Origin of the sequence: Pseudomonas sp. Z1-12, from assembly GCF_051132015.1 — a bacterium.
In the GTDB taxonomy this organism is placed as follows: domain Bacteria; phylum Pseudomonadota; class Gammaproteobacteria; order Pseudomonadales; family Pseudomonadaceae; genus Aquipseudomonas; species Aquipseudomonas zanjanensis.
In genome coordinates, this window is the sequence record NZ_CP071647.1 from 5,127,012 (window position 1) to 5,151,686 (window position 24,675).

Annotated in this window: 23 protein-coding genes; 10 read left to right on the plus strand and 13 right to left on the minus strand. The window is 61.2% G+C overall.

Annotated features, from left to right (window positions below; genetic code table 11):
- The first annotated feature begins 57 nt into the window (after positions 1–57).
- A complete protein-coding gene (locus J3P85_RS22205) occupies positions 58–660 on the plus strand; it encodes a Yip1 family protein (protein ID WP_039591896.1) in 603 nt (200 codons plus the stop codon).
- Positions 661–807: 147 nt separating this feature from the next.
- The gene (locus J3P85_RS22210; protein WP_186707033.1) at positions 808–1,302 is read left to right on the plus strand and encodes a SprT family zinc-dependent metalloprotease; all 495 of its coding nucleotides are present in this window, start codon (positions 808–810) and stop codon (positions 1,300–1,302) included.
- 120 nt (positions 1,303–1,422) lie between these two features.
- On the opposite strand, the gene J3P85_RS22215 is transcribed toward J3P85_RS22210, so the two are convergent.
- Together J3P85_RS22215 and J3P85_RS22220 are read right to left on the minus strand one after the other, a co-directional pair.
- On the minus strand, positions 1,423–2,604 hold the full coding sequence (locus J3P85_RS22215; protein WP_434703528.1) for a CaiB/BaiF CoA transferase family protein: 1,182 nt from the start codon (positions 2,602–2,604) through the stop codon (positions 1,423–1,425).
- 209 nt (positions 2,605–2,813) lie between these two features.
- A complete protein-coding gene (locus tag J3P85_RS22220) occupies positions 2,814–4,166 on the minus strand; it encodes a dicarboxylate/amino acid:cation symporter (RefSeq protein ID WP_434703529.1) in 1,353 nt (450 codons plus the stop codon).
- Positions 4,167–4,498: 332 nt separating this feature from the next.
- On the opposite strand from J3P85_RS22220, the gene J3P85_RS22225 reads away from it, so the two are divergent.
- Positions 4,499–5,497 carry an AraC family transcriptional regulator gene (locus J3P85_RS22225; RefSeq protein WP_434703530.1) on the plus strand — a complete coding sequence of 333 codons (999 nt, stop codon included), beginning with the start codon at positions 4,499–4,501 and terminating at the stop codon, positions 5,495–5,497.
- A 145-nt stretch (positions 5,498–5,642) separates the two neighbouring features.
- Here the strand turns inward: J3P85_RS22225 and J3P85_RS22230 are convergent, their stop codons facing one another.
- The 3 genes from J3P85_RS22230 to J3P85_RS22240 form a co-directional block, all read right to left on the minus strand.
- A complete protein-coding gene (locus J3P85_RS22230) occupies positions 5,643–6,989 on the minus strand; it encodes an ATP-binding protein (protein ID WP_434703531.1) in 1,347 nt (448 codons plus the stop codon).
- Complete coding sequence (locus J3P85_RS22235; protein WP_053124352.1) at positions 6,986–7,663, minus strand: response regulator; 678 nt, start codon at positions 7,661–7,663, stop codon at positions 6,986–6,988. Before J3P85_RS22235 ends, J3P85_RS22230 begins: the two co-directional genes overlap by 4 nt.
- 110 nt (positions 7,664–7,773) lie before the next feature.
- Positions 7,774–8,373, minus strand: coding sequence for a hypothetical protein (locus J3P85_RS22240; protein ID WP_186707038.1), 600 nt, complete (start codon positions 8,371–8,373; stop codon positions 7,774–7,776).
- Between the two features lie 145 nt (positions 8,374–8,518).
- Between J3P85_RS22240 and J3P85_RS22245 the strand changes: the two genes are divergently transcribed.
- Both J3P85_RS22245 and J3P85_RS22250 read left to right on the plus strand, forming a co-directional pair.
- Positions 8,519–9,307, plus strand: coding sequence for a dienelactone hydrolase family protein (locus J3P85_RS22245; protein WP_434703532.1), 789 nt, complete (start codon positions 8,519–8,521; stop codon positions 9,305–9,307).
- Positions 9,308–9,508: 201 nt separating this feature from the next.
- Positions 9,509–10,234, plus strand: a complete 726-nt coding sequence (locus J3P85_RS22250) for a 4'-phosphopantetheinyl transferase family protein (RefSeq protein ID WP_434703533.1) — start codon at positions 9,509–9,511, stop codon at positions 10,232–10,234.
- Positions 10,235–10,379: 145 nt separating this feature from the next.
- Here J3P85_RS22250 and J3P85_RS22255 read toward each other — a convergent pair whose 3' ends face one another.
- On the minus strand, positions 10,380–11,990 hold the full coding sequence (locus tag J3P85_RS22255) for an ATP-binding protein (RefSeq protein WP_186707041.1): 1,611 nt from the start codon (positions 11,988–11,990) through the stop codon (positions 10,380–10,382).
- Positions 11,987–12,709 (minus strand): response regulator, encoded by a 723-nt coding sequence (locus J3P85_RS22260; RefSeq protein WP_186707042.1) that lies wholly within the window; start codon positions 12,707–12,709, stop codon positions 11,987–11,989. The genes J3P85_RS22255 and J3P85_RS22260 overlap by 4 nt, the downstream gene beginning before the upstream one ends.
- A gap of 866 nt (positions 12,710–13,575) precedes the next feature.
- On the opposite strand from J3P85_RS22260, the gene J3P85_RS22265 reads away from it, so the two are divergent.
- Positions 13,576–16,467: a ribonucleoside-diphosphate reductase subunit alpha gene (locus J3P85_RS22265; protein WP_053124363.1), complete on the plus strand. Its 2,892-nt coding sequence runs from the start codon at positions 13,576–13,578 to the stop codon at positions 16,465–16,467.
- A 287-nt stretch (positions 16,468–16,754) separates the two neighbouring features.
- On the opposite strand, the gene flgE is transcribed toward J3P85_RS22265, so the two are convergent.
- The 6 genes from flgE to J3P85_RS22295 form a co-directional block, all read right to left on the minus strand.
- A complete protein-coding gene (gene flgE, locus J3P85_RS22270; protein ID WP_434703534.1) occupies positions 16,755–18,071 on the minus strand; it encodes a flagellar hook protein FlgE in 1,317 nt (438 codons plus the stop codon).
- Between the two features lie 28 nt (positions 18,072–18,099).
- Positions 18,100–18,822 (minus strand): flagellar hook assembly protein FlgD, encoded by a 723-nt coding sequence (flgD, locus tag J3P85_RS22275; RefSeq protein ID WP_434703535.1) that lies wholly within the window; start codon positions 18,820–18,822, stop codon positions 18,100–18,102.
- 15 nt (positions 18,823–18,837) lie between these two features.
- On the minus strand, positions 18,838–19,281 hold the full coding sequence (gene flgC, locus J3P85_RS22280) for a flagellar basal body rod protein FlgC (protein WP_039591882.1): 444 nt from the start codon (positions 19,279–19,281) through the stop codon (positions 18,838–18,840).
- A 3-nt stretch (positions 19,282–19,284) separates the two neighbouring features.
- Entirely contained in the window at positions 19,285–19,692 is a 408-nt protein-coding gene (gene flgB, locus J3P85_RS22285; RefSeq protein ID WP_186707045.1) for a flagellar basal body rod protein FlgB, read from the minus strand.
- Positions 19,693–20,045: 353 nt separating this feature from the next.
- A complete protein-coding gene (cheR, locus tag J3P85_RS22290) occupies positions 20,046–20,873 on the minus strand; it encodes a protein-glutamate O-methyltransferase CheR (RefSeq protein ID WP_434703536.1) in 828 nt (275 codons plus the stop codon).
- Between the two features lie 59 nt (positions 20,874–20,932).
- Positions 20,933–21,859 carry a chemotaxis protein CheV gene (locus tag J3P85_RS22295; protein ID WP_186707047.1) on the minus strand — a complete coding sequence of 309 codons (927 nt, stop codon included), beginning with the start codon at positions 21,857–21,859 and terminating at the stop codon, positions 20,933–20,935.
- 78 nt (positions 21,860–21,937) lie between these two features.
- Here J3P85_RS22295 and flgA point away from each other — a divergent pair, with 78 nt between their 5' ends.
- The 4 genes from flgA (at position 21,938) to J3P85_RS22315 (ending at position 24,543) form a co-directional block, all read left to right on the plus strand.
- Positions 21,938–22,702: a flagellar basal body P-ring formation chaperone FlgA gene (flgA, locus tag J3P85_RS22300; RefSeq protein ID WP_434703538.1), complete on the plus strand. Its 765-nt coding sequence runs from the start codon at positions 21,938–21,940 to the stop codon at positions 22,700–22,702.
- Positions 22,703–22,874: 172 nt separating this feature from the next.
- Positions 22,875–23,189, plus strand: coding sequence for a flagellar biosynthesis anti-sigma factor FlgM (gene flgM / locus J3P85_RS22305; RefSeq protein WP_186707049.1), 315 nt, complete (start codon positions 22,875–22,877; stop codon positions 23,187–23,189).
- 47 nt (positions 23,190–23,236) lie between these two features.
- Positions 23,237–23,704, plus strand: a complete 468-nt coding sequence (locus tag J3P85_RS22310) for a flagella synthesis protein FlgN (RefSeq protein WP_434703539.1) — start codon at positions 23,237–23,239, stop codon at positions 23,702–23,704.
- Positions 23,705–23,796: 92 nt separating this feature from the next.
- The gene (locus J3P85_RS22315; RefSeq protein WP_434703540.1) at positions 23,797–24,543 is read left to right on the plus strand and encodes a flagellar brake protein; all 747 of its coding nucleotides are present in this window, start codon (positions 23,797–23,799) and stop codon (positions 24,541–24,543) included.
- Positions 24,544–24,675 lie beyond the last annotated feature (132 nt).

Consider the following 24,675-nt stretch of genomic DNA (forward strand, 5'->3'; position numbering starts at 1 on the left):
TTTGGCCCGTAGGCGCTCCGTTGGGGGGCGATGGCAATAACAAAGGAGTGACTGACTATGATCCATCATGTCGTGGGGCTATTTACCCACCCTGATCAAGAATGGAAAGAAATCCGTGGCGATCAGGAGGAAAGCATCAGCCACATGTACCTCACCCACACGCTGATCCTGGCGGCTATTCCCGCGGTTTCGGCGTTCATCGGCACTACGCAGGTGGGATGGGTCATCGGCAATCGTCCACCGGTCATGCTCACGCAGGAAAGCGCGCTGTGGATGACCATCATGTCGTACCTGGCCATGTTGGGCGGCGTGGCGGTCATGGGGGCCTTCATCCACTGGATGGCCCGCACCTACGACGCCAATCCGAGCCTGGCCCGTTGCGTTGCGTTCGCCACCTACACCGCGACACCGTTGTTCATCGGCGGCCTCGCGGCGCTCTACCCGCATATGTGGCTGGGGATGATCGTTGGCACGGCAGCAATCTGCTACACGGTCTACCTGTTGTACGTCGGCCTGCCGACGTTCATGAACATTCCCCAGGACGAAGGTTTTCTGTTTTCCAGCTCGGTGCTCGCCGTCGGCCTGGTGGTGCTGGTGGCCATCATGGCGTTCACGGTGATCGTCTGGGGGCTGGGCGTCGGCCCGGTCTATACCAATTGACGTAGCGCCCTCCCATAAAAAAGCAGGACTGCCGACACAGGCCGCCGCAAGGCGGCCTTCCTGTGTGCGAAACGACCACTGGGCACCTGGACGATTCGCAACGGCCGGCGCTTGCGGCATACTCGGGTTTCTGGAGACCCGTAAAGCATGCTCGAGCAACTCAATACCCGCGTCGAAGAGTGTTACCAACAAGCCGAAGCCTTTTTCAAACGTCCTTTCAAACGCCCGGTGGTCAGCTTCAAATTGCGCGGCCAGAAGGCCGGTGTCGCGCACCTGCATGAAAATCTGCTGCGCTTCAATCCTCAGTTGTACCGGGAAAATGCCGAGGACTTCCTCAAGCAGACCGTCGCCCACGAAGTCGCGCACCTGATCGCCCACCAACTGTTTGGCGACCGTATCCAAGCCCATGGCGAAGAATGGCAACTGATCATGCGCGGGGTGTACGAACTGCCGCCCAACCGTTGCCACACCTACGAAATCAAACGCCGCACCGCAACCCGCTATATCTATAAATGCCCTTGCGACGGCAGCGACTTTCCGTTCACGGCCCAGCGCCACAGCCTGGTGCGCCAGGGGCGGCGGTATTTGTGCCGCAGCTGTCGCGGTACCTTGGTGTTCAGTGGGGAGACTCGAGTCGAATAGCGATTTTTTGTAGTGCTTGGACTGGCCCCTTCGCGAGCAAGCTCGCTCCCACAGGGGTTTTGTGAACGCCGAAGATCCAATGTGGGAGCGAGCTTGCTCGCGATGGCGGCCTGATAGACGCTACAAAACCACCCCTCGCTTACGCAACGCTTCGATCCGCTCAACACTGAACCCCAACGCCCCCAACACCTGATCCGTATGCGCCCCCAGCCCCGCCCCTATATGCCGAGGCTCGGGCAGCCCTTGGGAAAACTTCAATGGACAGGCCATCTGCGCCTGACTTGAACCCTCCCCACGGGGCACCTGTGTCACCAGTTCCCGAGCCTGTAGCTGCGGATGCCGCACGGCTTCTTCCAGGCTCAACACCGGCTCGACACACGCGTCGATCCCGGCAAACAGACTGCACAGCTCGGCAAAATCCCGCTTTTCGAATTCAGCCTGCAACGCCTGCTTGAGGATGTGTTGCTGTTCAGGCTTGGGCGACAACCCCGTGGCGGCCAATTCCGGCCGCCCCAAAGCCTCGCACAACGCCTGCATAAAGGCCGGTTCCAGGCTGCCCACCGACATCCAGCGACCATCACGGGTGCGGTAATAATCATAGAAGCTGCCGCCGTTGAGCATCTGGCTCTCCCAACCCGGTTCCACGCCACAGGCCAGGTAACCGGCACCGGCCATGGCGTTGAGGCTGAACACACAGTCGGTCATGCTCACGTCCAGGTGCTGGCCCTGCCCGGTCTGCTGACGGGCGATGACCGCCGCTAGCAGCCCGATCACGCCGTGCAATGAACCACCGGCGATGTCCGCCGCCTGGATCCCCAGCGGCAACGGCCCGCTGCCGGCACGGCCGGTGTGGCTGGCCAGCCCCGCCAGGGCCAGGTAGTTGATGTCGTGACCGGCACGGTCCTTATAGGGACCGGTCTGGCCGTAGCCGGTGATCGACACGTAGATCAGCCGCGGATTGATGGCCTTCAAGGCCTCGTAGCCCAGGCCCAGCCGCTCCATCACGCCGGGGCGAAACTGTTCCAGCAGGATGTCGTAGTCCCCCAGCAACTGCGTGACTACCTCCAACGCTTCCGGCTGCTTGAGGTCCAGGGCCAGGCTGCGCTTGTTGCGGTTGAGGTAGGCATGGCTGGCCGATACACCTTGGTCATGGGGCGGCAGCACCCGCAGCAGGTCTTGGCGGGTCGGCGACTCGATGCGCAACACCTCGGCCCCCATGTCCGCCAACAACAGCGAGGCGAACGGGCCGGGCAACAGGGTCGAGAAGTCCAGAACCTTGAGCGATGCCAGTGGACCTTGCATGGGCGATCTCCGAGAGGGTGATGGTGAAAGACTAGGCAGGGATGGAGGGTGGGGCAATCACCGGGGGCATCGTTCGGGCTGACCAATCCGCTCAGTCCGGGACCATTGTGGCGAGGGAGCTCGCTCCCTCGCCACAGAAGCGCGCCAGCTTCAAAATCGAGAACCAATAAAAAACCCGCCGAAGCGGGTTTTTCATTGCAGCCTGAAGATTACTTCATAGCGCCTGGAGCAGAGGTTTCAGCCGCTGCAATCTGCGCCGCCGCGATCTGCTCGTCATCTTCACGGACGTCGGAGATACCACGACCACCGGAAGCCAGCTCGGTCTGCAACTGGTCTTCGTCCAGCTCCTTGACCCACTTGGCAACCACGATCGTGGCAACGGCGTTGCCCACCAGGTTGGTCAGGGCGCGGGCTTCGGACATGAAGCGGTCGATACCCAGGATCAGTGCCAGGCCAGCCACCGGCAAGGTGCCTACGGCCGACAGGGTCGCCGCCAGTACGATGAAGCCGCTACCGGTCACGCCAGCCGCACCTTTGGACGACAGCAACAGCACCAGCAGCAGGGTGATCTGGTGAGTCAGGTCCATCGGGGTGTCGGTGGCCTGGGCGATGAACACCGCAGCCATGGTCAGGTAGATCGACGTACCGTCGAGGTTGAACGAGTAGCCCGTCGGGATGACCAGGCCTACGACCGACTTCTTGGCACCCAGGCGCTCCATCTTGATCAGCATGCGCGGCAGGGCCGATTCCGAGGAGGAAGTACCCAGCACGATCAGCAGTTCTTCACGGATGTAGCGGATCAGCTTGACGACGCTGAAGCCGTGGGCGCGGCAGATGGCGCCCAGTACTACCAGCACGAACACCACGCAGGTGATGTAGAAGCAGATCATCAGCTGGCCCAGTTGCACCAGCGAACCGACACCGTAGGCGCCGATGGTGAAGGCCATGGCACCGAACGCACCGATAGGCGCCAGCTTCATGATCATGTTGATGATGATGAACATGACGTGGGCGAAGCGATCGATGAAGTCCAGGACCGGCTTGCCGTAGGCACCCAGGCGATGCAGGGCAAAACCGAAGAGCACCGAGAACATCAGCACTTGCAGGATGTCGCCGTTGGCGAACGCGCCCACGATGGTGTTCGGGATCACGTTGAGGATGAAGGCGATGATGCTCTGGTCTTTACTGGCATTGATGAAACCAGCGATCTTGCTGGTGTCCAGGGTCGACACGTCGATGTGCATGCCGGCGCCCGGTTGCACGACGTTGACCACGACCAGGCCGATCAGCAGGGCCAGGGTGGAAACGATCTCGAAGTAGAGCAGCGCATAGCCGCCGGTCTTGCCCACCGATTTCATGTTCTGCATGCCGCCGATACCACTGACGACGGTACAGAAGATGATGGGAGCAATGACCATTTTAATCAGTTTGATGAACCCGTCGCCGAATGGCTTGAGGGCAACACCGGTCTGCGGGTAGAAGTGGCCGAGCAAAATGCCGATGGCAATGGCTACGATCACCTGGAAATACAGGGATTTGTACAGTGGCTGACGAGTCGTCATGGCAAACCTTCCTCAAGAGTCCCGCATGACGACTTCCACCTGTCGTCCACGGCACCTCAATTGCGAACCCTCCTGCACTGGAGGGATTTGTTTTGTTCGGCTGCACGCGGCAGACCTGCAAGCTCTATCGCAAAGCCCGTGCCATTTTTTGGAAAAGCCCTACAACCGTTATTACAGAAGGCGTTGGGGATTCCTCAACGGTTAAACACGGCGGCGAAAGATGGCGGATTTCCGCCAATGGGGTGTTTATCACTCCAGGATTTGGCGGATATCCGCCTTGTCCAACCTCGGCCCCCTGCTACCATCGCCCGCTTAACGGACGGATTTCTGCCATGCGCCAACGCACGATCGCCAGCCACTTCGCCCGCGCCGCCTTGGGCGGTGCGCGGCGGCAAGGCTTCGACTATTTGCCTTTGCTGCAACAGCTGGGCATCAGCCCCGAACTCTTGGATGAGCCGCGCGCGCGGATTGCGCCGGAGCAGTTCGCCCGCCTGCTGCAGGCCCTGTGGCTGGCAATGGAGGACGAATATTTGGGGTTCGGCCGGGCACCGAGTAAACCCGGGACGTTTGCGATGATGTGTCACGCGTTGATCCACTGTCGGACCCTGGGCAAGGCCCTTCACCGCGGTTTGTTGTTCTACGGTTTATTCCCCGACGCCCCGCGCCTGACGCTGGAAACCGAAGGCGAACGCGTGCGGCTGGTGCTGGACGATTCGACGCTGTGGGACCCGGATCACTTCCTGACTGAAAGCCTGCTGGTGGTCTGGCATCGCCTCGCCAGTTGGCTGATCGGCCAGCGGATCGGCCTGGAGCAGGTGACGTTCGGCTACACCAAGCCCGCCCACGCGGCTGAGTACGACTTGTTGTTCCCCTACCCGTTGGCGTTCGACGCACCCGGCAGCAGCCTGTTGTTCCACAGCCGCTACTTGGACATGCCGCTGTTGCAGGATGAACGCACCCTCAAGCATTTCCTGGAACACTCCCCCGCCGACCTGCTGTCGCGCCCGGACGATGGCCACAGCCTCAGCAGCCAGCTGCGCCGCCTGCTCAGCCGCGACACGGCGCGCTGGCCCGACCTGGACACCGTCGCCGCCCGTTTGCACATCAGTCCGCAGACCTTGCGCCGGCATCTGCGGGAGGAAGGCACCAGCTTCCAGGAACTCAAGGATCAACTGCGGCGGGATATCGCCATCTACCATCTGGGGCGTGCCGAGCTGTCGTTGCAGCAGATTGCCGAGCAGTTGGGTTTCTCCGAACCTTCGGCGTTTCACCGGGCGTTCAAGAAGTGGACGGGGGTGACGCCGGGGGCTTATCGGGAGTTGGAGAGCTGATTTTCTGGATTGGTTTTTTGTGGCGTGCTGGCTGGCCTCATCGCGAGCAAGCTCGCTCCCACAGGGGATTTGTGTGCGCCGAAAATCCAGTGTGGGAGCGAGCTTGCTCGCGATGAGGCTGGCAAACACACCGAAAATACTTCAGTCAAACCACCGGAAAGTGAATCCGGAACGCCGCCCCGCCCAGCTCTGAATCCCCCAGGGTCAGGCGGGCGCCGTAGCTGTCGATGATGTCCTTGACCACCGCCAGGCCAATGCCTTGCCCCGGATGCTGGCGATCCAGCCGCTCGCCACGCTGGAGAATCCGCGCCCGTTGATCCGGCGGCACGCCCGGCCCATCGTCCTCGACACTCAACTCCGTGCCGCCGAGGGTCTGGTGCGTGCTCACGCGCACCTCGCCCAGGCACAGCCGATAGGCGTTCTCCAGCAGGTTGCCGAGCATTTCCAGCAAGGCGCCCTGTTCGATCGGCACCTGGCAGTGCTCCGGCAAATCGAAACTGACGGTGACCCGCTTGTCGCGATAGACCTTGTCCAAGGTGTCGCACAGGCTTTGCAGCACCGGGCGCAAGCGCACCTGATGGCGCACCAGCCCACTTTTGCGCAGGCTGGCGCGCTGCAATTGGTAGCCAATCTGCTGGCTCATGCGCTCGATCTGGGTTTGCAGCACCCAGGCCTGGCCACGGTCCTCGGGGCGCCGGGCCATGTCTTCGCTGACGCCCTGCAACACCGCCAGCGGGGTTTTCAGGCTGTGGGCCAGGTCATCGAGGGAGTCGCGATAACGGCTGCGCTGTTCCCGCTCGCTATAAAGCAAGCGGTTGAGGGAGCCGGTCAGCCGCAACAGTTCCCGGGGGTGCTCGGTGCTGAGGCTTTCCCGGGCCCCGCTTTCGATTTCGTCCAGCTCCTGGCTCAGGCGCCGCAACGCCCGCAGGCCCCAGGTCAGGCCGATCCACAACAGCGCCAGCAACACCGCCAGGGCCGCGCCAAAGCCCAGGTAGAGATTGTCCCGCAGTCCCTGCAAGGTCACCTCGTAGTCGCGCACCGGTTGCAGGGTGACGATGCTGAACGCCGCACTCTGGCCGCCGAGCAGCTTGATCTCGACGTCGTAGACAAAAAACTCCTGGCCATTGCTCTCGCGAATGCGGGCGAACTGGTTGCCCTGGCCGTCATAACGCGGCGTGTAGTTGATGTTTTCTTCCTGGGTCGCCTTCGACCGCCAGACCAACCGCCCCTCGCGATCATAGATGTAGCCCAGCAGGCGGGCGTCGGCGAGGTTGAAGCGTTCATCGGGCAACTGCGCCGGCATCTTCAAGCGGTTGTTTTCCACCCGGGCGGCGGAAATCAGCGTGGTCACGTCCGAGGCCAGGCGCTGCTCGATGGATTCCTGCAAGGCCAGGCTGAACGCGCCTTGCATGGCCGGCAACAAGGCCAGCATGAACAACACCGCCAAGGTCATGGCGGCCAGCATCAGCCGCAGCCGAAGCGAACGAATCACTGGCAGCGCTCGTTGAACAGATAACCCAGGCCCCGCACGGTGTCGATTGGCTTGAAGCCGGCCGGGGCCTCCAGCTTACGACGAAGGCGTCCTACCAGCACTTCGATGACATTGGGATCGCGCTCGCCATCATCGGGGTAAAGCTGCTCCATCAAGCGATCCTTGGCCACTACCTGCTGGTGATGACGCATCAGGTATTCGAGGATGCGGTATTCGTAGGCGGTCAACGCCAGCGGCTCCTCGTCGAGGGACGCCTGCTTGCGGTTGAGGTCCAGCAGCAACGGCCCGGCGACGATAGTCGACTGGGTGAAGCCGCTGGAGCGGCGCAACAGGGCATTCAACCGAGCCTCCAGCTCTTCGAACTGGAACGGCTTGACCACGTAGTCGTCGGCACCGGCGGCCAGGCCTTCGACCTTGTCCTGCCAGTTGCCGCGGGCGGTCAGGATCAGGATCGGAAACGTCTTGTCCTGGGCGCGCAGCCGGCGGATCAGCTCCAGCCCGCTGATGCCGGGCAGGCCCAGGTCGATCACCGCCAGGTCATGGTTGAACTCCCGGGCCTGGTACAAGGCCTCTTCGGCATTAGCCACGGCCTGCACCACATGGCCGCTGTCGGTGAGCCGGGTTTGCAGGTGATGACGCAACAGCGCTTCGTCTTCGACGACCAGTAATTTCATGGAGCCTCTCCCCAGGCAAATCAAACAATCCGGCGCGGCGCACCTCAACGAAAGGTGCCGGATCGTCTTCGACCGATCCGGCTGGATCTCCTCACCGTGCCCTCGCCTGCTTAGAACGTGTAGTTGGCGGACAGGTAGGTCTGGGCGCTGCTGGTCAGGTCCAGCGAGCCAACCTTGGCGCCACCGTGCGGGCTCATCTCGGTGCTGGCGTTGCTGCGCAGGTAACGGTAACCCAGTTCAATCGAGGTGTTTTGCGAAATTTGTTGCAGCACGCCGCCCTGCAAGCCCACCGCGTAGCCGATGTCACTGTCGCGACTGAAGCCAGGCGAATCCTGGGTCAGCTTGGTCAGGCCCGCCGTGCCGCCACCGAACAGTTTGGTGCTGCCGGTGACCGGATAGAACACATCGTAGCTGCCCAACAGGTTTTCCTGGCGCAACTTGATGCCGTTGTGGGTGCCCGAGACGTTGTCGTAGGTGGCGTAGTAGCGGCCCTGGTCGTTCTGCTTGCCCAGGCGCAGGCCATAAGTGGTGTCCTTGCCGATGATGCCGTCGGCGTTCGGGTTGTTCAGGGCGCTGTTCAACGCGTCGGACTTCTTCACCTTGTCGCTGGTCTGGCCCAGGGTCAGGCTGGCGAAATTGTCATCGGCGTGGGCCATGGCGCTGGCGCCCAGCACGGTGAACGCCAGCAGCAGTTTTTTCATAGCAGTCATGATCAAGTTCCTTTGCAGCGTGGATGTGTTGTGGAGTCGCCGTCACCTTAACCAGCGGTCCCTGAACACCCGTTGAACGTTCTCTGAACCGGCGCTGAATGAATCGGCTAATCTGTGCGGACCACTTTTTATAAGGAGATCCGTCATGCGCAGGCTGCTAGCTGTTGTACTTCTGGCCATGAGCGGTGTGAGCCACGCCGCCATCCAGACCCAGGAGATCCCCTACACCAGTGCCGACGGCACCCAGCTGATCGGTTATTACGCTTATGACGACGCCGTCAAAGGCCCGCGCCCAGGCGTGGTGGTGGTGCATGAATGGTGGGGGCTGAACGATTACGCCAAGCGCCGCGCCCGTGATCTCGCGGGCCTGGGCTACAGCGCCCTGGCCATCGACATGTACGGCGACGGCAAGAACACCGAGCACCCCAAGGACGCCATGGCGTTCATGCAGGCGGCGCTCAAGGACGGCAAGGCGGCCAGCGCCCGCTTCCAGGCCGGTCTCGACCTGCTGAAGAAACAGCCCCAGACCGATCCGGACAAACTCGCTGCCATTGGCTACTGCTTCGGCGGCAAAGTCGTGCTCGACGCGGCGCGCCAGGGTGTGCCGCTGGCCGGCGTGGTGAGCTTCCACGGTGCGCTGGTGACCAATACCCCGGCCACGCCAGGCAGCGTCAAGGCCAAGGTGCTGGTGGAGCATGGTGCCCTGGACAGCATGGTTACCCAGGACAACGTGACCGCGTTCAAGAGTGAGATGGACAAGGCCGGTGCCGACTACAAATTCGTCAACCTCGAAGGCGCCAAGCACGGTTTCAGCAACCCCGACGCCGACCGTTTGAGCCACGGCGACCATGGCGGACCGGACATCGCCTACAACAAGGAAGCCGATGAGAAGTCGTGGGCGGATATGCAGAAGTTCTTCAAGAAAATCTTCTGATAAATCCCCCTTGTGGCGAGGGAATTTTGGGAGCAAAGCTTGCTCGCGACCCAGGCGACTCGATTTCTGAAGGACCACATCGCCTCCATCGCGGGCAAGCCTTGCTCCCACAGCAAGCTCCCTCGCCACAAAAGCCAGCCATGCCTCACATAAACGCCACGCCACTACCCAGCCTCCCACCAACCCGGCAAAATGCCCGGCATGAAGACACTCCCCACCCTCCCCGCCTGTTGCTCGCCCCTGGATGAGCACTGGCTATTGCCCGACGCCCTGCCCGATACGGTGCTGCTGAGCACCCGCTTCGACCCGTTGTTGCTGGTGGGCGCCGACTTCACCAACAGCATCATCGAGCCACCGGCGAGCATCCAGCGTTCGGTGGCCAAGCGTCAGGCAGAGTTCCTGGCCGGGCGGATCTGCGCTCGGGCGGCGTTGCAGCGACTCGACGGCCAGATTTGCGTACCGGCCATTGGCGAAGACCGCGCCCCGGTGTGGCCGGCGCATATCAGCGGCTCGATCACCCACAGCACGGGCCGGGCAGCGGCCATCGTCGCGAAAAAAGAACACTGGCAAGGCTTGGGCATGGACGTGGAGAACCTGCTCGACCCCGAACGCGCCGAACGCCTGGCCGGTGAAATCCTGACCTCGCCAGAGCTGCAACGCATGACCCGGCTCGCCCGTGATGACCAGGCCTTGTTGGTGACCCTGACCTTTTCAGTGAAGGAAAGCCTGTTCAAGGCGCTGTACCCCATCGTCAGGCAGCGTTTTTATTTCGAGCATGCCGAGGTTTTGGATTGGAGCCTCGATGGACAGGTGCGATTGCGTCTGCTGACGGACCTGTCGGCCGAGTGGCGCCATGGCAGTGAGTTGCAGGCGCAGTTTGGGGTTAAGGATGGGCAGTTGTTGAGCCTGGTGGGGATCAGGGCCTGAGATTTTTTGGTGTCTGGGAGGGCCTCATCGCGAGCAAGCTCGCTCCCACAGGATTATTTGGGATGGCCTCAAGTTTTGGCCACAACATAAATCCACTGTGGGAGCGAGCTTGCTCGCGATGAGGCCAGCACAGGCGCCGCATATATCAAGACCTGTCCTGATGCCTCGGCCAACTCAAGCTGAAGCACGCCCCACCCAGGCTCTTGCTCTTGCCGATCAATGCCCGGCCATCGTGCCAGTGGATGATCCGCCGCACGATCGACAACCCCAGCCCATGGCCGCCCGACGCACGGGCGCGGCTGTCGTCCAGGCGCAGGAACGGCTTGAAAATCCGCTCCCATGCCGCTTCCGGTACGCCGGGCCCGTCGTCTTCCACATCCACCCGGCAGCGCAACTGGCCCACCTGGTAACTGACCGTGACCTTGGAATGGGCGTGGCGCATGGCATTGCCCACCAGATTCTGCAAAGCGCGATGCAAGAAGCGTGGCTCGGCCTCGACCCAGGCGCCGTCGCAATCAGCGGCCGACAGGCAGAGGCCGCGCTCGACGATGACTCCGGCCCGCAACGGTCCCAGTTCATCGATCACCTGATTAACCAGCGCATCCAGATCCACCCGCTGGAAATTCAAGGCCGGTGAGCCTTGTTCCAGCCGCGCGTAGGTGAGCATTTCGTCCACCAGCCGGTCCAGGTCTTCAATGTCGTGGTCCATGCCCGCCAGGTATTTGTCCCGGGCCTGGGGCGTGGTGGCGCTGCCGAGCATTTCCAGGCCGAAGCGCAGGCGCGCCACCGGGGTGCGCAATTCGTGGGACACCGCCCGCACCAGCTCGCGCTGGATCGCCAACAGTTGCTGCAGGTGTTCGGCCATGCCGTTGAACGCCGCAGCCAGTCGCCCAACCGAGTCGGCGCCTCGGGCCGGCACCCGGGTTTCCAGGCTGCCCTGGGCGATCTGGGTGGCGGCCGACTCCAGGCCACGCAACCGTCGCTCCAGTTGACGCACCAACAGATAGACGATCAAGCCGATCAGACTCAAGCCCAGCGCCGCGATCAACACCAGCCATTGCGGCGGATAAGGGTTCATCTGGTACAGCGGGCCGATCTCCAGTACCCACGGCGTACCGACCATGCCAGCGAAGACCCGGATGGAGTCGCCGCCCTTGCCCAGGGCCATCACCGTGTCGCCCTCGGACACGCGACGGCGCTGGTCTTCGTCCATGTCAGCCTGCTCGGCGGTCATGAGTCGCAGGTCGAAACCAAAGCCTTTTTCCTGCTCCAGTTGCGCCAACCGCTTGGGTTGCTCGGCCACCGGGTAACGCACCAGTTCGTCGGCCAACAGGTAAATGGTCGCGCGGGCCAGTTGCTCGCTGATCTGCTGGACTTCCCCCACCAACATCAGTTGCTCGGCATCATTGACCAACCGATAGACCTTTGCGGCGTGCGGCCCGGTCTGCTCGACCAGCGCCTGGCCGCGCAGTACGCGGGTGCGCTGGCCGAGGTCGAGGTCGGTCTGGGTGAAGGTCTGCAACGCCAGGGGAATGCCCAGCAGGCGCTCCCACACTGCCAGCGCCCGGCGGCGCTCGGTGTCGTTCATCGGCCGCAGGTTGTCGGCCATCAACGAAAACGTGCCGTGGGCCAGGCGCTCGCGGTATTGCTCGCCGCGGGTCTGGTTGAGCAGGTGCAGGGCCAGCACACCGAGGATCGCCACCAACACCAGCGCCGCGCACATGCCGCCGTAAATACGCAGGAAGATCGAATTCACGGCGCCAGGTCTACGCAAGCTTCAGGAACGAACAGGTAGCCTTTGCTGCGGATGGTCTTGATCAACCGTGGATGGTCCGGGTCGTCGCCGATCTTGGGGCGGATGCGCGAAATGCGCACGTCGATGGAACGGTCCTGGCCGTCATAACCAATGCCGCGCAGGGCGGTGAAGATTTCTTCCCGGGACAGGATGCGCCCGGCATTGGACACCAGCAGCCACAGCAGGTCGAATTCGGCGCTGGTCAGCTCGATACCGTTGCCCTGCAACCAGGCTTCGCGCAGGGCGTCGTCGACCACCAGCGGGCCGAATTGCAGGCGCCGCGGCTTCTGCGCCGTACTCGGCTCCGGCTCGCTGCGCCGCAGCAGGGCCTGGATGCGCGCCAAGAGCAGACGCGGGCGAACCGGCTTGCAGACGTAGTCATCGGCGCCCAGGTCCAGGCCCTGGATCTGATCGGTGTCGTCGGTGCGAGCGGTGAGCATCAGGATCGGCCCGTCATACTGCTGGCGCACTTTACGGCAAATGCTCAGGCCGTCTTCGCCGGGCAGCATCAGGTCGAGGACCACCAGGTCCGGCTGCTCGGCAATGATCCGCGCCGCCGCCACCGCGCCGTCGCCTTCGATGGCGACACGCAACCCGTTGCTTTCGAGGTATTCCCGGGTCAGCTCGGCCAGACGCTGGTCATCCTCGACGATCAATACCTGCCAGGCTTCTTGTTCCACTGGGGGACCTTTTGGCTGATTTAGCTAATAAAGAGAGGCGTGTTGCCAATATCACCGACAAGGCACGAACCCTGTGGGAGCGAGCTTGCTCGCGATGGCGGTGTGTCTGCCAGCCGCCATGCAACTGGTCGGCCGCTATCGCGAGCAAGCTCGCTCCCACAGGTTGGGTCCTGTGCGTCCCACCCATCTTTTTGTCATGTTAAAGGAGGATAAACACACCCATGCATGGGCCGATTGTATAAACGTCGCCTGCGCAGAAAACAAGCAGGCAAATGCGTTTCGATCGGGTGGGTTTTCTGTGGTAACGTCCGCGCCCGCAAAAACCTTCAAGCTGTTTTCGAATCGTCAAAAACCAATGAAAAAAGGTCCACTCCAGCTAGGTCGCGGCCTACAGAGCAGTTCCACGTTTCGCACACAAATTACGCACAGGCTTATCCACAGGTAGTACGTTGCATACCCCCCCAAAACGCATTATCTTGTAGCCCGCCGCGTAAAAAACCCTACATGTAGGGTTTCAGGCCAAAAACCAAACACAAGTCGGGCAGAGAATTCAAGCGCTTTTCTTGCTTCTGTCCAACTGAAACATCGCATTTCCCCAAGCCCAGACCGCCCCTGCGGATGGCAACTGTTTCAAGGTCCGAAACGACCGAAACGGTACGGGTGTTGCAGTCAATTGCTGCCACCCCGACAACCCGGTTTCGAGCCCCGCTCGCAACCTGAGAACTTCGGATGGAAGCGGCATTAAACGCCTGCTTCCTACTGTCCCGAAGTTGTTATGCCCGGCGCCAGTCGGTTGTAGTGCTTCAGGACGGAACGGTGGGCACCGTGATGGTGCCCAAACAAACATAGAGAACGTGGAGACACCCATGCACACCGACACAACTCGCGAGAACCCGCAGGGCACCGCGCCGCTGGCCGCCGATTCGAGCCCGGATCTGTCCGCCACCGCGCCGGGCCAACTGCGTGTGATCAAGCGTAACGGCACTGTCGTTCCTTACACCGATGACAAGATTACCGTCGCCATCACCAAAGCGTTCCTCGCAGTTGAGGGCGGCACCGCTGCCGCTTCGTCGCGAATCCACGACACCGTGGCCCGCCTGACCGAACAGGTCACCGCGACCTTCAAGCGTCGCATGCCGTCGGGCGGCACCATCCACATCGAAGAAATCCAGGACCAGGTCGAACTGGCCCTGATGCGTGCCGGCGAGCAGAAAGTGGCCCGCGACTACGTGATCTACCGTGACTCCCGCGCCAAGGAGCGTGCTACCCGCTCCCCTGCCGACGCCCCGGTCCAGGCCCACCCTTCGATCCGCATCGCACGCGCCGACGGCAGCCTGGCGCCGCTGGACATGGGCCGCCTGAACACCATCGTCACCGAGGCCTGCGAAGGCCTGGAAGAAGTCGATGGCGACCTGATCCAGCGCGAAACCCTGAAGAACCTCTATGACGGCGTCGCCCTCAAGGACGTCAACACCGCGTTGGTGATGACCGCGCGGACCCTGGTGGAACGCGAGCCGAACTACTCCTTCGTGACCGCCCGCCTGCTGATGGACACCCTGCGTGCCGAAGGCCTGAGCTTCCTGGAAGTCGCCGAGAGCGCGACCCACCACGAAATGGTCGACCTGTATGCCAAGGCCCTGCCAGCCTACGTCGCCAAGGGTATCGAATTCGAATTGCTGAACCCGGTCCTGGCCGAATTCGACCTGGAAAAACTCGGCAAGGCGATCAACCACGAGCGCGACCAGCAGTTCACCTACCTGGGCCTGCAAACCCTGTACGACCGTTACTTCATCCACAAGGATGGCGTGCGTTTCGAACTGCCGCAGATCTTCTTCATGCGCGTGGCCATGGGCCTGGCCATCGAAGAGAAGCAGCGTGAAGACCGTGCGATCGAGTTCTACAACCTGTTGTCGTCCTTCGACTACATGGCCTCGACCCCGACCCTGTTCAACGCCGGCACCCTGCGTCCGCAGCTGTCGAGCTGCTACCTGACCACCGTTCCGGATGACCTGTCGGGCATCTACGGCGCGATCCACGACAACGCCATGCTGTCGAAATTCGCCGGTGGCCTGGGCAACGACTGGACCCCGGTTCGCGCATTGGGCTCGTACATCAAGGGCACCAACGGCAAATCCCAGGGCGTCGTGCCGTTCCTCAAAGTGGTCAACGACACCGCCGTTGCGGTCAACCAGGGCGGCAAGCGCAAGGGCGCGGTCTGTGCCTACCTGGAAACCTGGCACATGGACATCGAAGAGTTCATCGAGCTGCGCAAGAACACCGGTGATGACCGTCGTCGTACCCACGACATGAACACCGCCAACTGGATCCCCGACCTGTTCATGAAGCGCGTCTTCGATGACGGCAAGTGGACCCTGTTCTCGCCATCCGAAGTGCCGGACCTGCACGACCTGACCGGCAAGGCTTTCGAAGAGCGCTACGAGTACTACGAAGCCCTGACCGAGTACAACAAGATCAAGCTGTTCAAAGTCGTCCAGGCCAAAGACCTGTGGCGCAAGATGCTGTCGATGCTGTTCGAGACCGGCCACCCATGGCTGACCTTCAAGGACCCGTGCAACCTGCGCAGCCCGCAGCAGCACGTGGGCGTGGTCCACAGCTCGAACCTGTGCACCGAGATCACCCTGAACACTAACAAGGACGAGATCGCGGTCTGCAACCTGGGCTCGATCAACCTGCCGAACCACATCGTCGACGGCAAGCTGGACACCGCCAAGCTGCAACGCACCGTGAACACTGCCGTGCGCATGCTCGACAACGTGATCGACATCAACTACTACTCGGTGCCGCAAGCGAAGAACTCCAACTTCAAGCACCGTCCGGTGGGCCTGGGCATCATGGGCTTCCAGGACGCGCTGTACCTGCAGCACATTCCGTATGGTTCGGACGCTGCGGTCGAGTTCGCCGACAAGTCCATGGAAGCGGTCAGCTACTACGCGATCCAGGCTTCCTGCGACCTGGCCGACGAGCGCGGCGCCTACGAGACGTTCCAGGGTTCGCTGTGGTCCCAGGGCATCCTGCCGCTGGACTCGCAACAGATCCTGATCGCCCAGCGCGGCCAGAAGTACATCGACGTCGACCTGAACGAATCCCTGGACTGGGCACCGGTTCGCGCCCGTGTGCAGAAAGGCATCCGTAACTCCAACATCATGGCCATCGCACCGACCGCCACCATCGCCAACATCACCGGCGTGTCGCAGTCGATCGAACCGACCTACCAGAACCTGTATGTGAAATCGAACCTGTCGGGCGAATTCACCGTGATCAACCCGTACCTGGTTCGCGACCTCAAGGCTCGCGGCCTGTGGGACTCGGTCATGATCAACGACCTGAAGTACTACGACGGTTCGGTGCAGCAGATCGAGCGCATCCCGCAAGAGCTCAAAGCGCTCTACGCCACCGCGTTCGAAGTGGACACCAAGTGGATCGTCGACGCCGCCAGCCGTCGCCAGAAGTGGATCGACCAGGCTCAGTCGCTGAACCTGTACATCGCCGGCGCCTCGGGCAAGAAGCTGGACGTGACCTACCGCATGGCCTGGTACCGTGGCCTGAAAACCACCTACTACCTCCGTGCCCTGGCCGCCACCAGCACCGAGAAGTCGACCATCAACACCGGTAAGCTGAACGCGGTTTCCAGCGGCGGCAACCACGGTGACGATTCGGTCCTGGCTGCTCCAGCCGGACCTGCGCCAGTGCCGAAGGCCTGCGCGATCGACGAGCCGGATTGCGAAGCTTGCCAATAAGCTGAGCGGGTGGGCGTGTAAAAGCGCCTGCTGAAAGAAACCCTCGATAGACCGCTGGTTTATCGGGGGTTTTCTTTTGCCTGGAGAAAATTCGGCGCCTGTCTCGGCCCCATCGCGAGCAAGCTCGCTCCCACATTTTGGTCTGCGTACACATAACCCTGTGGGAGCGAGCTTGCTCCGGGCGGCGATCCGACGATGAGGCCAGCCTAAGCAATACAAAACTGAAGCCCATGAAAAAGCCCCTCTTGCGAGGGGCTCCTTGTGCAGCTTTCAAACAGCCATCGACATCAAGCCATCTGAATGATGGTCTGCATGATGGTGCTCTGGGTGGAGATGGTCTTGGCGTTCGCCTGGTAATTGCTTTGCGCCTTGATCAGCTCGACCAGTTCGTTGGTCAGGTTGACGTTGGACTCTTCCAGGGAGTTGGAGACGATCGAACCCAAGGTGCCGGTTTCCGGGGCATCGTAGCCTGGGATACCCGAGGAGAAGGTTTCTTTCCAGCTGGTGCCGCCTACCGGTTGCAAACCTTGCTCGTTGGTGAAACTGGCGAGGGCGAGCTGGCCGATCGGCTTGGTCTGATTGTTGCTGAAGTTAGCCAGCAATACACCGCTGCCGTCGATGGTCAGGTTGGTGATCTGGCCGGTGGCGTAGCCGTTCTGGGTCGGAATCGAGCGCGCGGTATCCGCGTTGTGTTGGGTCGTGTTGCCCATGGAAATCGTGATGGTCGGCGCACTCGCGGCGCCGTTGGCGGACCATACGCCATTGGTCACGGTACCGGGAACCCAGCCAGTCAATACCAGATTGCTATTGATGGTCGGCGCGGTGGCAGGCGGCACTGGCGGAGTGCTCACCTGGGTCAGCCTGCCGCTCGAATCAAAGCTCATGGTCGATGGAATGGGGGCGGTCGCACCGGTCGTGGTTGGCGCAGTGCCGTTGAGGTTACGACCGTCGATCAAGGTATAGACGTTCCAAGTGTTGGAGCCCGTCTTGACCATGTACTGGTCCATCGAGTGCTGGTTGCCCTGGGTGTCATAGACCGGGGTAGTAAACTGCTTGGTGAAGGTAGCGGTGTCGGCCGGATTGAACGCGGCAGTGATCGGCGTCGCTGTCGAGTTCAGGTTGATGGTCGACGATACCAGGCTGGTGGCGGTCGGCGGCAGGTTCGAGGTGTCGATGCGCAGGTCGGTCAGGATACCGTTCTGGATCTTGCCGTTGGCATCCACGCCATAGCCCTGCAGGCGCGACGTGCCATCGCTGTTGGTGATGAAGCCTTCCTTGTCGGTCTTGAAGGTACCGGCACGGGTGTAGCTCAGGGAGCCGTCGTTGCTCAGGACAAAGAAGCCTTGGCCCTGGATGCCCATGTCCAGCACGTTGCCGGTGTTGTTCACGTCACCCTGGCCGAACTGCTGGGAAACGTTGGCCAGGCGCACGCCGTTGCCGACGGTCTTGCTGCCCGAACCCAGCTTGGTGGCCGAGTAGACGTCTTCGAATTCCGCGCGGGACGATTTGAAACCGGTGGTCGCCACGTTGGCGATGTTGTTGCCGGTCACGTCCAGCTGCTTGTTGGCTGCATAGAGACCGCTAAGGCCGATGTTGAAAGACATGTTGACTCCTTTTGCCGGTTAGTCGGCTCTACATACCAATAGTTTGTACTTTGGACAGGGCAATGCTGCCCAGCCCGGCCAGGTTGAGCATCAGCTCACCGCCCGTCTGGCTGATCGTCACGCTGCTGACCGTGGCCGGCAGGTTGGTGATCAGCGACGTGGCCTTGCCATCGATGGTGGTCGAGGCCGCGAAGGTGTAAGTGCCCGATTCAACGACCGTGCCCGCGTCGTTCTTGCCATCCCAGATGAAGGCGGAGTTGCCGGCGTTCTGACTGCCCAGGTCGATGGTGCGAACGGTCTTGCCGTCCTTGTCCACGATCTTGACGGCGACGGAGGACACCGATGCTGGTACCACCACCGTGCCGTTGAGGCTCTTGGAGGTGTCGACCACAGCCTTGTCACCGGGCGCGATCACCGACCGACCGACCAGGGACGAAGCCTGCAACGCCTGGGACGAGTTGTAATTGCCAGCGATGCCGCTGACGGTGTCGTTGAGCGTGGTGATGCCTTCCAGGCTGCTGAATTGCGCCAACTGGGCAACGAATTCACCGTTGTCCTGTGGCTCCAGCGGGTTCTGGTTTTTCAATTGGGTCACGAGCAGTTGCAGGAACGCATCCTTGCCCAGCTCCTTGTTGCCGGTCGCCGCACCCGTCGCCGCGCCCAGGCCATCGGTCGTGGTGTTGGTCTTGACCGAGGAGTTGGCCAGAATCTCGTTAAGGCTCAAACCGCTGGTTGTGTTAGTGACGCTCATATGAATCGCCCCTTATCACTGACCGAGGGTCAGGACCTTCTGCATCATGGTTTTGGCGGTGTTCATCATTTCGACGTTGGTCTGGAACGAACGACTGGCGGAAATCATGTCGGCCATTTCTTCGACGACGTTGACGTTCGGGTAGTAGACGTAACCCTTGGCGTCCGCGGCCGGATGGTTTGGCTCATAACGTGCTTCGAGGTTGCTCTGGTCTTCGACCACGCCAAGCACTTGCACGCCCTGCCCCGCCGCGTCCTGGTCCTGGAACAGCGAGTCGCTGCCGCCGGACTGGCCGCCCTGGAACATGGTGGCGAATACCGGGTGGCGGGCGCGGTAGGTCTGGTCGATGCTCGACGAAACGGTCTCGGCGTTGGCGATGTTACTGGCGACGGTGTTCAGGCGAGTGGTCTGGGCACTCATGGCACTGCCGGCAATGTTGAATACGCTGGCGATCGACATGGCTTATTCTCCGCGCAGGGCCGATACCAGCCCTTTGAACTTGCTGTTGAGCAGGGTGAAGCTGGCCTGGAAGTTCACGGAGTTTTCCGCGTAGTTGGACTGTTCCAGTTGAGCGTCCACGGTGTTCTGGTCGATCGACGGCTGCATCGGCGTGCGATACATCAGCGATTCGTCGCCGCTGCCCACGCCTTCGGCTTCGATATGACGATTGTTGGTCATGTTCAAGGCGAAGTGGCCGTTCTTGGTCTTCTCGTTCTGCTCGGCGAGCACCTTGGAGAAGTCCAGGTCACGCGCCTTGTAGTTCGGGGTGTCGGCGTTGGCGATGTTGTTGGCCAGGACTTCGGCACGCTGGGCGCGGAAGCTCAGGGCCTGTTCGTGGATACCGAGCGCTTTATCGAAGCTGATGCTCATGTCGGAAACCTTTGGGTGACCAGAATGTACGTACGATGGCTTTAGCAAGCGTCGTGCCACTTTCAGAAGCCCCGTAAACCGGGGCTTTGCGGGGATCGGCAAAGCGGCAATGCCAGAAAAGCGGCAATCGGCTTCCGCTGGCTGCCGCTTTTCTGCCGCTTTCGCCCAGACAATGGGGATCAAATGTGGGAGCGAGCTTGCTCGCGATGGCGGTGTGTCAGTCAAGATTGATGTCGTCTGCAATGCCGCTATCGCGAGCAAGCTCGCTCCCACAGGGGACGGGGGTGAATGAAAAACAGGGGCAAAAAAAAGGGAGCCCCATGGGACTCCCGTTTTTTCTGAAACCAAGCCAATCACTTCGCCTGGTAGATGATCCCCGGGCTGCACTGGACCATCTGGTAATGATCCGGCAAACCGTTCAACGCCTCGGAGGCGCCAAGGAACAGGTAGCCACCCGGCTTGAGCGTGCCATGGATACGCAGCAGGATGTCTTTCTTCACTTCGGCGGAGAAGTAGATCAACACGTTGCGGCAGAACACGATGTCGAACTTGCCCAGGCTGGCGTAGCTGTCCAGCAGGTTGAACGAACGGAACTCCACCCGGCTCTTGATCGGCGCCTTGACCCCCCACTTGCCCGGCCCTTTCGGGTCGAAGTAGCGTTGCAGGCGGTCCGGCGACAGGCCACGGCCGATGGCCAGGCTGTCGTACTCGCCGGTCTTGCAGTTATTGAGCATGGTGCCGGACAGGTCGGTGGCAACGATCTGCACGCCACCTTTCAACTGGCCCAGGTTGGTCCGCTCGAACTCATCGATGGACATCGACAACGAATAGGGTTCCTGCCCCGACGAACAGGCCGCCGACCAGATCCGCAGGCGCTGGCCCGGGCTGGCCTTGATGGCCGCCGGCAGCACTTTGTTCTTCAGCACCTCGAATGGATAGGTGTCACGAAACCACAGGGTTTCGTTGGTGGTCATCGCGTCCACCACCATCTCGCGCAAGCCGCTGCGCGGTTGGGTCTGGATACGCTGCACCAGCTCGCCCAATGACTTGAGGCCCTGTTGCTCCATCAATTTATTGAGACGGCTCGACACCAGGTACTGCTTGTTTTCACCAAGCAGGATGCCACAGGCTTTTTCCAGGAAGACCCGGAACTGTTCGAAATCCAAATTACCCGTAGACAAGATACCGCCTCTTTCATTCGTGTTGACTTGCCGGACGCACAACGCGCCCGACCTCTACTTTATTCTGCTGCCTTGATCCGATCGACGACCCGGGAAGCCAGGTCATCGGGGCGGAATTTCGCCAGGAAATCGTCGGCACCGACCTTCTTGACCATCGCCTGGTTGAAAACACCGGACAACGAAGTATGCAAGATGATGTGCAGCTTTTGCATACGCGGGTCGCTGCGGATTTCCGAGGTCAGGGTGTACCCGTCCATCTCCGGCATCTCGATATCGGAGATCATCATCAGGAATTCTTCCTCGGGCTTCTTGCCCTCGTCGACCAGCTTGCGCAGGTAATCCAGCGCCTGTCGCCCGTCGTTCAACGCCACCACATCGACGCCGACCGTTTGCAGGCAACGAGTGACCTGCTTGCGTGCCACCGAAGAATCGTCCACGGTCAGCACCCGCAGCGAAATCGCCTTGTGCTGGGTCTCGGCGTCCACCACGCCCGCGGAGATCGCTTCCGGCGTGGGTGCCACTTCGGCGAGGATTTTCTCCACGTCGATGATTTCCACCAACTGGTTATCGACCCGCGTCACCGCCGTCAGGTAGTGATCGCGACCGGTGCCCTTGGGCGGCGGATGGATCTCTTCCCAGTTCATGTTGACGATGCGCTCCACCGAGCGCACCAGGAAACCCTGGGTCTTGGTGTTGTACTCGGTGATGATCACAAACGGATTGCTCTGGTCCAGCAGCCGACCGGAACCGGTCGCCATCGCCAGGTCGAGAATCGGGATGGTCGCACCCCGGATATTGGCCACACCGCACACGACGGGGCTGGACTTGGGCATCAGGGTCAGCTTGGGGCATTGCAGCACCTCGCGGACCTTGAATACGTTGATCCCATACATTTGTTGGCCGTCGAGACGGAACAACAACAGCTCCAGGCGATTCTGACCGACCAGCTGAGTGCGCTGGTTTACCGAATCCATTACTCCCGCCATGCCCTGACTCCTACCTAACGCTAATGTGTCCGACGCGCATTCATCACTAAACGGCACGGGGCTTGCTATTGAACCGGCATGAACGCACAAACGACATTTTCTCGACGCCTGACCACTCACTGCCGCCACTGGCTCGGTGCACTGTTGGCTGCCTGCCTGTTCACCTCGGGCGGTCCTGCCCTTGGGGCGGTTCCGGTTACCTTGCCTGATCTCCTTATCGGCGTCACTCAGGGCTTTCTTGAATTCACCGTAGAAGACTATCTGGCAACCAGTCAAACCGAAGGTCGTTACGAAATCGAAGTCAACCAGCTCGACCCGCGCCTGCGCATGCCGATGTGTGACAAGGAATTGACTGCTTCCCTGGAGAGCCCGGCCCGGCCCCTGGGGCGCGTCACGGTGAAGGTCCGTTGCGACAGCGCCGCGCCCTGGACGGTGTTCGTGCCCGCTCAAGTGCGCCTGTTCCGGGAGATTGTCACCACCACCCGTCCGCTCAAGCGGGCCGGGATCGTCGAGCCAGAGGACGTCATGTTGCGCGAGCGCGACATCAGCCAGATCACCCAGGGTTTCCTGACCTCGGTCGATCAGGCCATCGGGCAGAAACTTGTCCGACCAATGGTCGCCGACCAGGTCGTAACCCTGGTGCACCTGGAACAGGCCGAGGTGGTCCGCAAGGGCGATCAGGTGGTCATCACCGCCCGCAGCGGTTCCCTGGCGGTGCGGATGCCCGGCGAGGCCCTGTCCAACGGCGGCATGCGTGAACAGATACGGGTAAAAAACCTTAACTCCCAGCGCGTCATCAAGGCGCAGGTGATGGCCCCAGGCCAAGTGGAAGTGGCGATGTAATGACCTGGTAAAGGAGGTAGAAAGCTGGCGCTTGATCCCGGTGTTCCCTAGACTGTGCCTTATGCAAAGGCAAGCGCAGACGTGCGCACGTTCATTGAATAAATGAGCCTAAAGTTTTTTTGGGAATGGCCGAAAACATGGCAAGCGTCCAAATACCCAGAGGTTTTTTACCATGGTCATCGATTTCAATCGTTTAAACAGCTCTTCACCGCTGACAGGCACTACGCGTACCAGCGCCACCAAGGAAACCGTCGAAACCGACAAATCCGCGCCGCTGTCCACGCCAGCCGAAGTCAGCAACGGGGAGTCGGTACACCTCAGCAATGAGGCTCAGCAGTTGCAGAAGCTCACTGACAAGCTGCGCGATCAACCTGTCGTCAACAACGCCCGCGTGGCCGAGTTGAAAGCAGCCATCGCCGATGGCAGCTACAAAGTCGACAGCAACCGCGTAGCCAGCAAACTGCTCAACTTCGAAGCCCAGCGCTAGGCCGCCGCCTGCGCCAGGCTTTTGGACGCTAAGACCCAAGGCCAGCCATGCACGACACTCAATTATTGCAACTGATCATCGACGACTTCGTACCAGCGCAACAATTGCTGGAGTTATTGCAGGCCGAATCCGTGGCCCTGCACGGTCGTGACATGCCTTTGCTGGAAAACATCCTGGCGCAGAAACAGGCACTGATCATCTTGCTCGACCAGCATGGCCGCAAGCGCAGCGAGATCCTCGCCAGCCTCAACCTGCCCGCCAATCATGACGGCCTCGAGCAATTGGCCGGTCAGTCGTCCGTCGGCGATCAGTTGCTGGCCCAGAGCAAGGTACTCAACGAACTGCTCGCCCAATGCCAGGCGACCAACGCCCGCAACGGCCAATCGATCCAGATGCAGCAGGCCGCCACCGCCAACCAATTGCGCATTCTCAACGGCGGCGAGATCCCGACACTGTATGACGCCAGCGGTTCGACGGCCAGAATGGTCAAGCACCGTCCGCTCAGCCAGGCATGAAACGAACTATGCCTTCGCTCTATCAACGCGCGAAACATGCTGGCAAAATGCTAGCCATTCGTAGTCGTATTTTGCCTGGAGATTGACCCACCGTGTTCAATGCCTCAAACGCGGATGATGCTCCGCAGCCACCCAAGGTCCTTACCACGCCCCTGGAAATCTCCGGCAACCTGCGGATGCTGCAAGATAGCCACGACCCGCTGATCATTACGTTCCATGAACGTACCCAGCGCTTTCAGAGTTATCTGGTCGACGTCGATCGCGAGACCAACTCCATCGCCCTGGATGAAATGATTCCCCGGGACGGCGAGCGTTTCCTCCTGGCCGGCGAGCCGTTTCGCGTCGAGGGCTTCCATGACGGCGTGCGCATCGCGTGGGATGGCAAGGGCCCGCTGACCATTGATGAATCCAGCGACGGTCGCTGCTACCGCGGCGCCCTGCCCGACGAGGTGGTCTACCACCAACGTCGCAACGCCTTCCGCGCCGCCCTGAAACTGGCGCAACTGGTGAGCGTCGAACTGGGCGGCGACAAGATGAAGTCCCCCGTAGAAGGCAAGCTGCTGGACATTTCCGCCACCGGTTGCAAGTTGCGTTTCGACGGCGATATCACCGAGCGACTGCAATTGGGCCAAGTGTACGAGCGCTTCGTCGCAGCCCTGCCGTTTGGCAACATGACCGCCCCCGTGGAGCTGCGCTACCTGCACTTCGAAGAACGATTCAACACCACCTTCGCCGGCGTACGCTTCCACAACATCAGCGGCCTGGTGCAACGGCAAGTCGAGCGGTTCGTCTACCAGCTCCAGCGCGAAGCCCGCCGCTTCGACAAAGACGACCTCTGATCCTCAAGGCATAAAAAACGGGCAGTCCCTTGCGGTGACTGCCCGTTTTTTTATGCCTGCCCTGGACGGTTTCAGTTCGATCCAAGTGTTGTTGTGTTTGGGCTCACCTCATCGCGAGCAAGCTCGGCTCCC

Coding starts and splice junctions, on each gene's coding strand:
- flgA (WP_434703538.1), top strand. CDS start 21,938: ATGAACGCACAAACGACATTTTCTCGACGCCTGACCACTCACTGCCGC.
- J3P85_RS22250 (WP_434703533.1), top strand. CDS start 9,509: ATGAAGACACTCCCCACCCTCCCCGCCTGTTGCTCGCCCCTGGATGAG.
- J3P85_RS22240 (WP_186707038.1), bottom strand. CDS start 8,373: ATGACTGCTATGAAAAAACTGCTGCTGGCGTTCACCGTGCTGGGCGCC.
- J3P85_RS22220 (WP_434703529.1), bottom strand. CDS start 4,166: ATGACGACTCGTCAGCCACTGTACAAATCCCTGTATTTCCAGGTGATC.
- J3P85_RS22245 (WP_434703532.1), top strand. CDS start 8,519: ATGCGCAGGCTGCTAGCTGTTGTACTTCTGGCCATGAGCGGTGTGAGC.
- flgD (WP_434703535.1), bottom strand. CDS start 18,822: ATGAGCGTCACTAACACAACCAGCGGTTTGAGCCTTAACGAGATTCTG.
- flgC (WP_039591882.1), bottom strand. CDS start 19,281: ATGTCGATCGCCAGCGTATTCAACATTGCCGGCAGTGCCATGAGTGCC.
- J3P85_RS22310 (WP_434703539.1), top strand. CDS start 23,237: ATGCACGACACTCAATTATTGCAACTGATCATCGACGACTTCGTACCA.
- J3P85_RS22215 (WP_434703528.1), bottom strand. CDS start 2,604: ATGCAAGGTCCACTGGCATCGCTCAAGGTTCTGGACTTCTCGACCCTG.
- J3P85_RS22210 (WP_186707033.1), top strand. CDS start 808: ATGCTCGAGCAACTCAATACCCGCGTCGAAGAGTGTTACCAACAAGCC.
- flgM (WP_186707049.1), top strand. CDS start 22,875: ATGGTCATCGATTTCAATCGTTTAAACAGCTCTTCACCGCTGACAGGC.
- J3P85_RS22205 (WP_039591896.1), top strand. CDS start 58: ATGATCCATCATGTCGTGGGGCTATTTACCCACCCTGATCAAGAATGG.
- J3P85_RS22265 (WP_053124363.1), top strand. CDS start 13,576: ATGCACACCGACACAACTCGCGAGAACCCGCAGGGCACCGCGCCGCTG.
- flgB (WP_186707045.1), bottom strand. CDS start 19,692: ATGAGCATCAGCTTCGATAAAGCGCTCGGTATCCACGAACAGGCCCTG.
- flgE (WP_434703534.1), bottom strand. CDS start 18,071: ATGTCTTTCAACATCGGCCTTAGCGGTCTCTATGCAGCCAACAAGCAG.
- J3P85_RS22295 (WP_186707047.1), bottom strand. CDS start 21,859: ATGGCGGGAGTAATGGATTCGGTAAACCAGCGCACTCAGCTGGTCGGT.
- J3P85_RS22225 (WP_434703530.1), top strand. CDS start 4,499: ATGCGCCAACGCACGATCGCCAGCCACTTCGCCCGCGCCGCCTTGGGC.
- J3P85_RS22235 (WP_053124352.1), bottom strand. CDS start 7,663: ATGAAATTACTGGTCGTCGAAGACGAAGCGCTGTTGCGTCATCACCTG.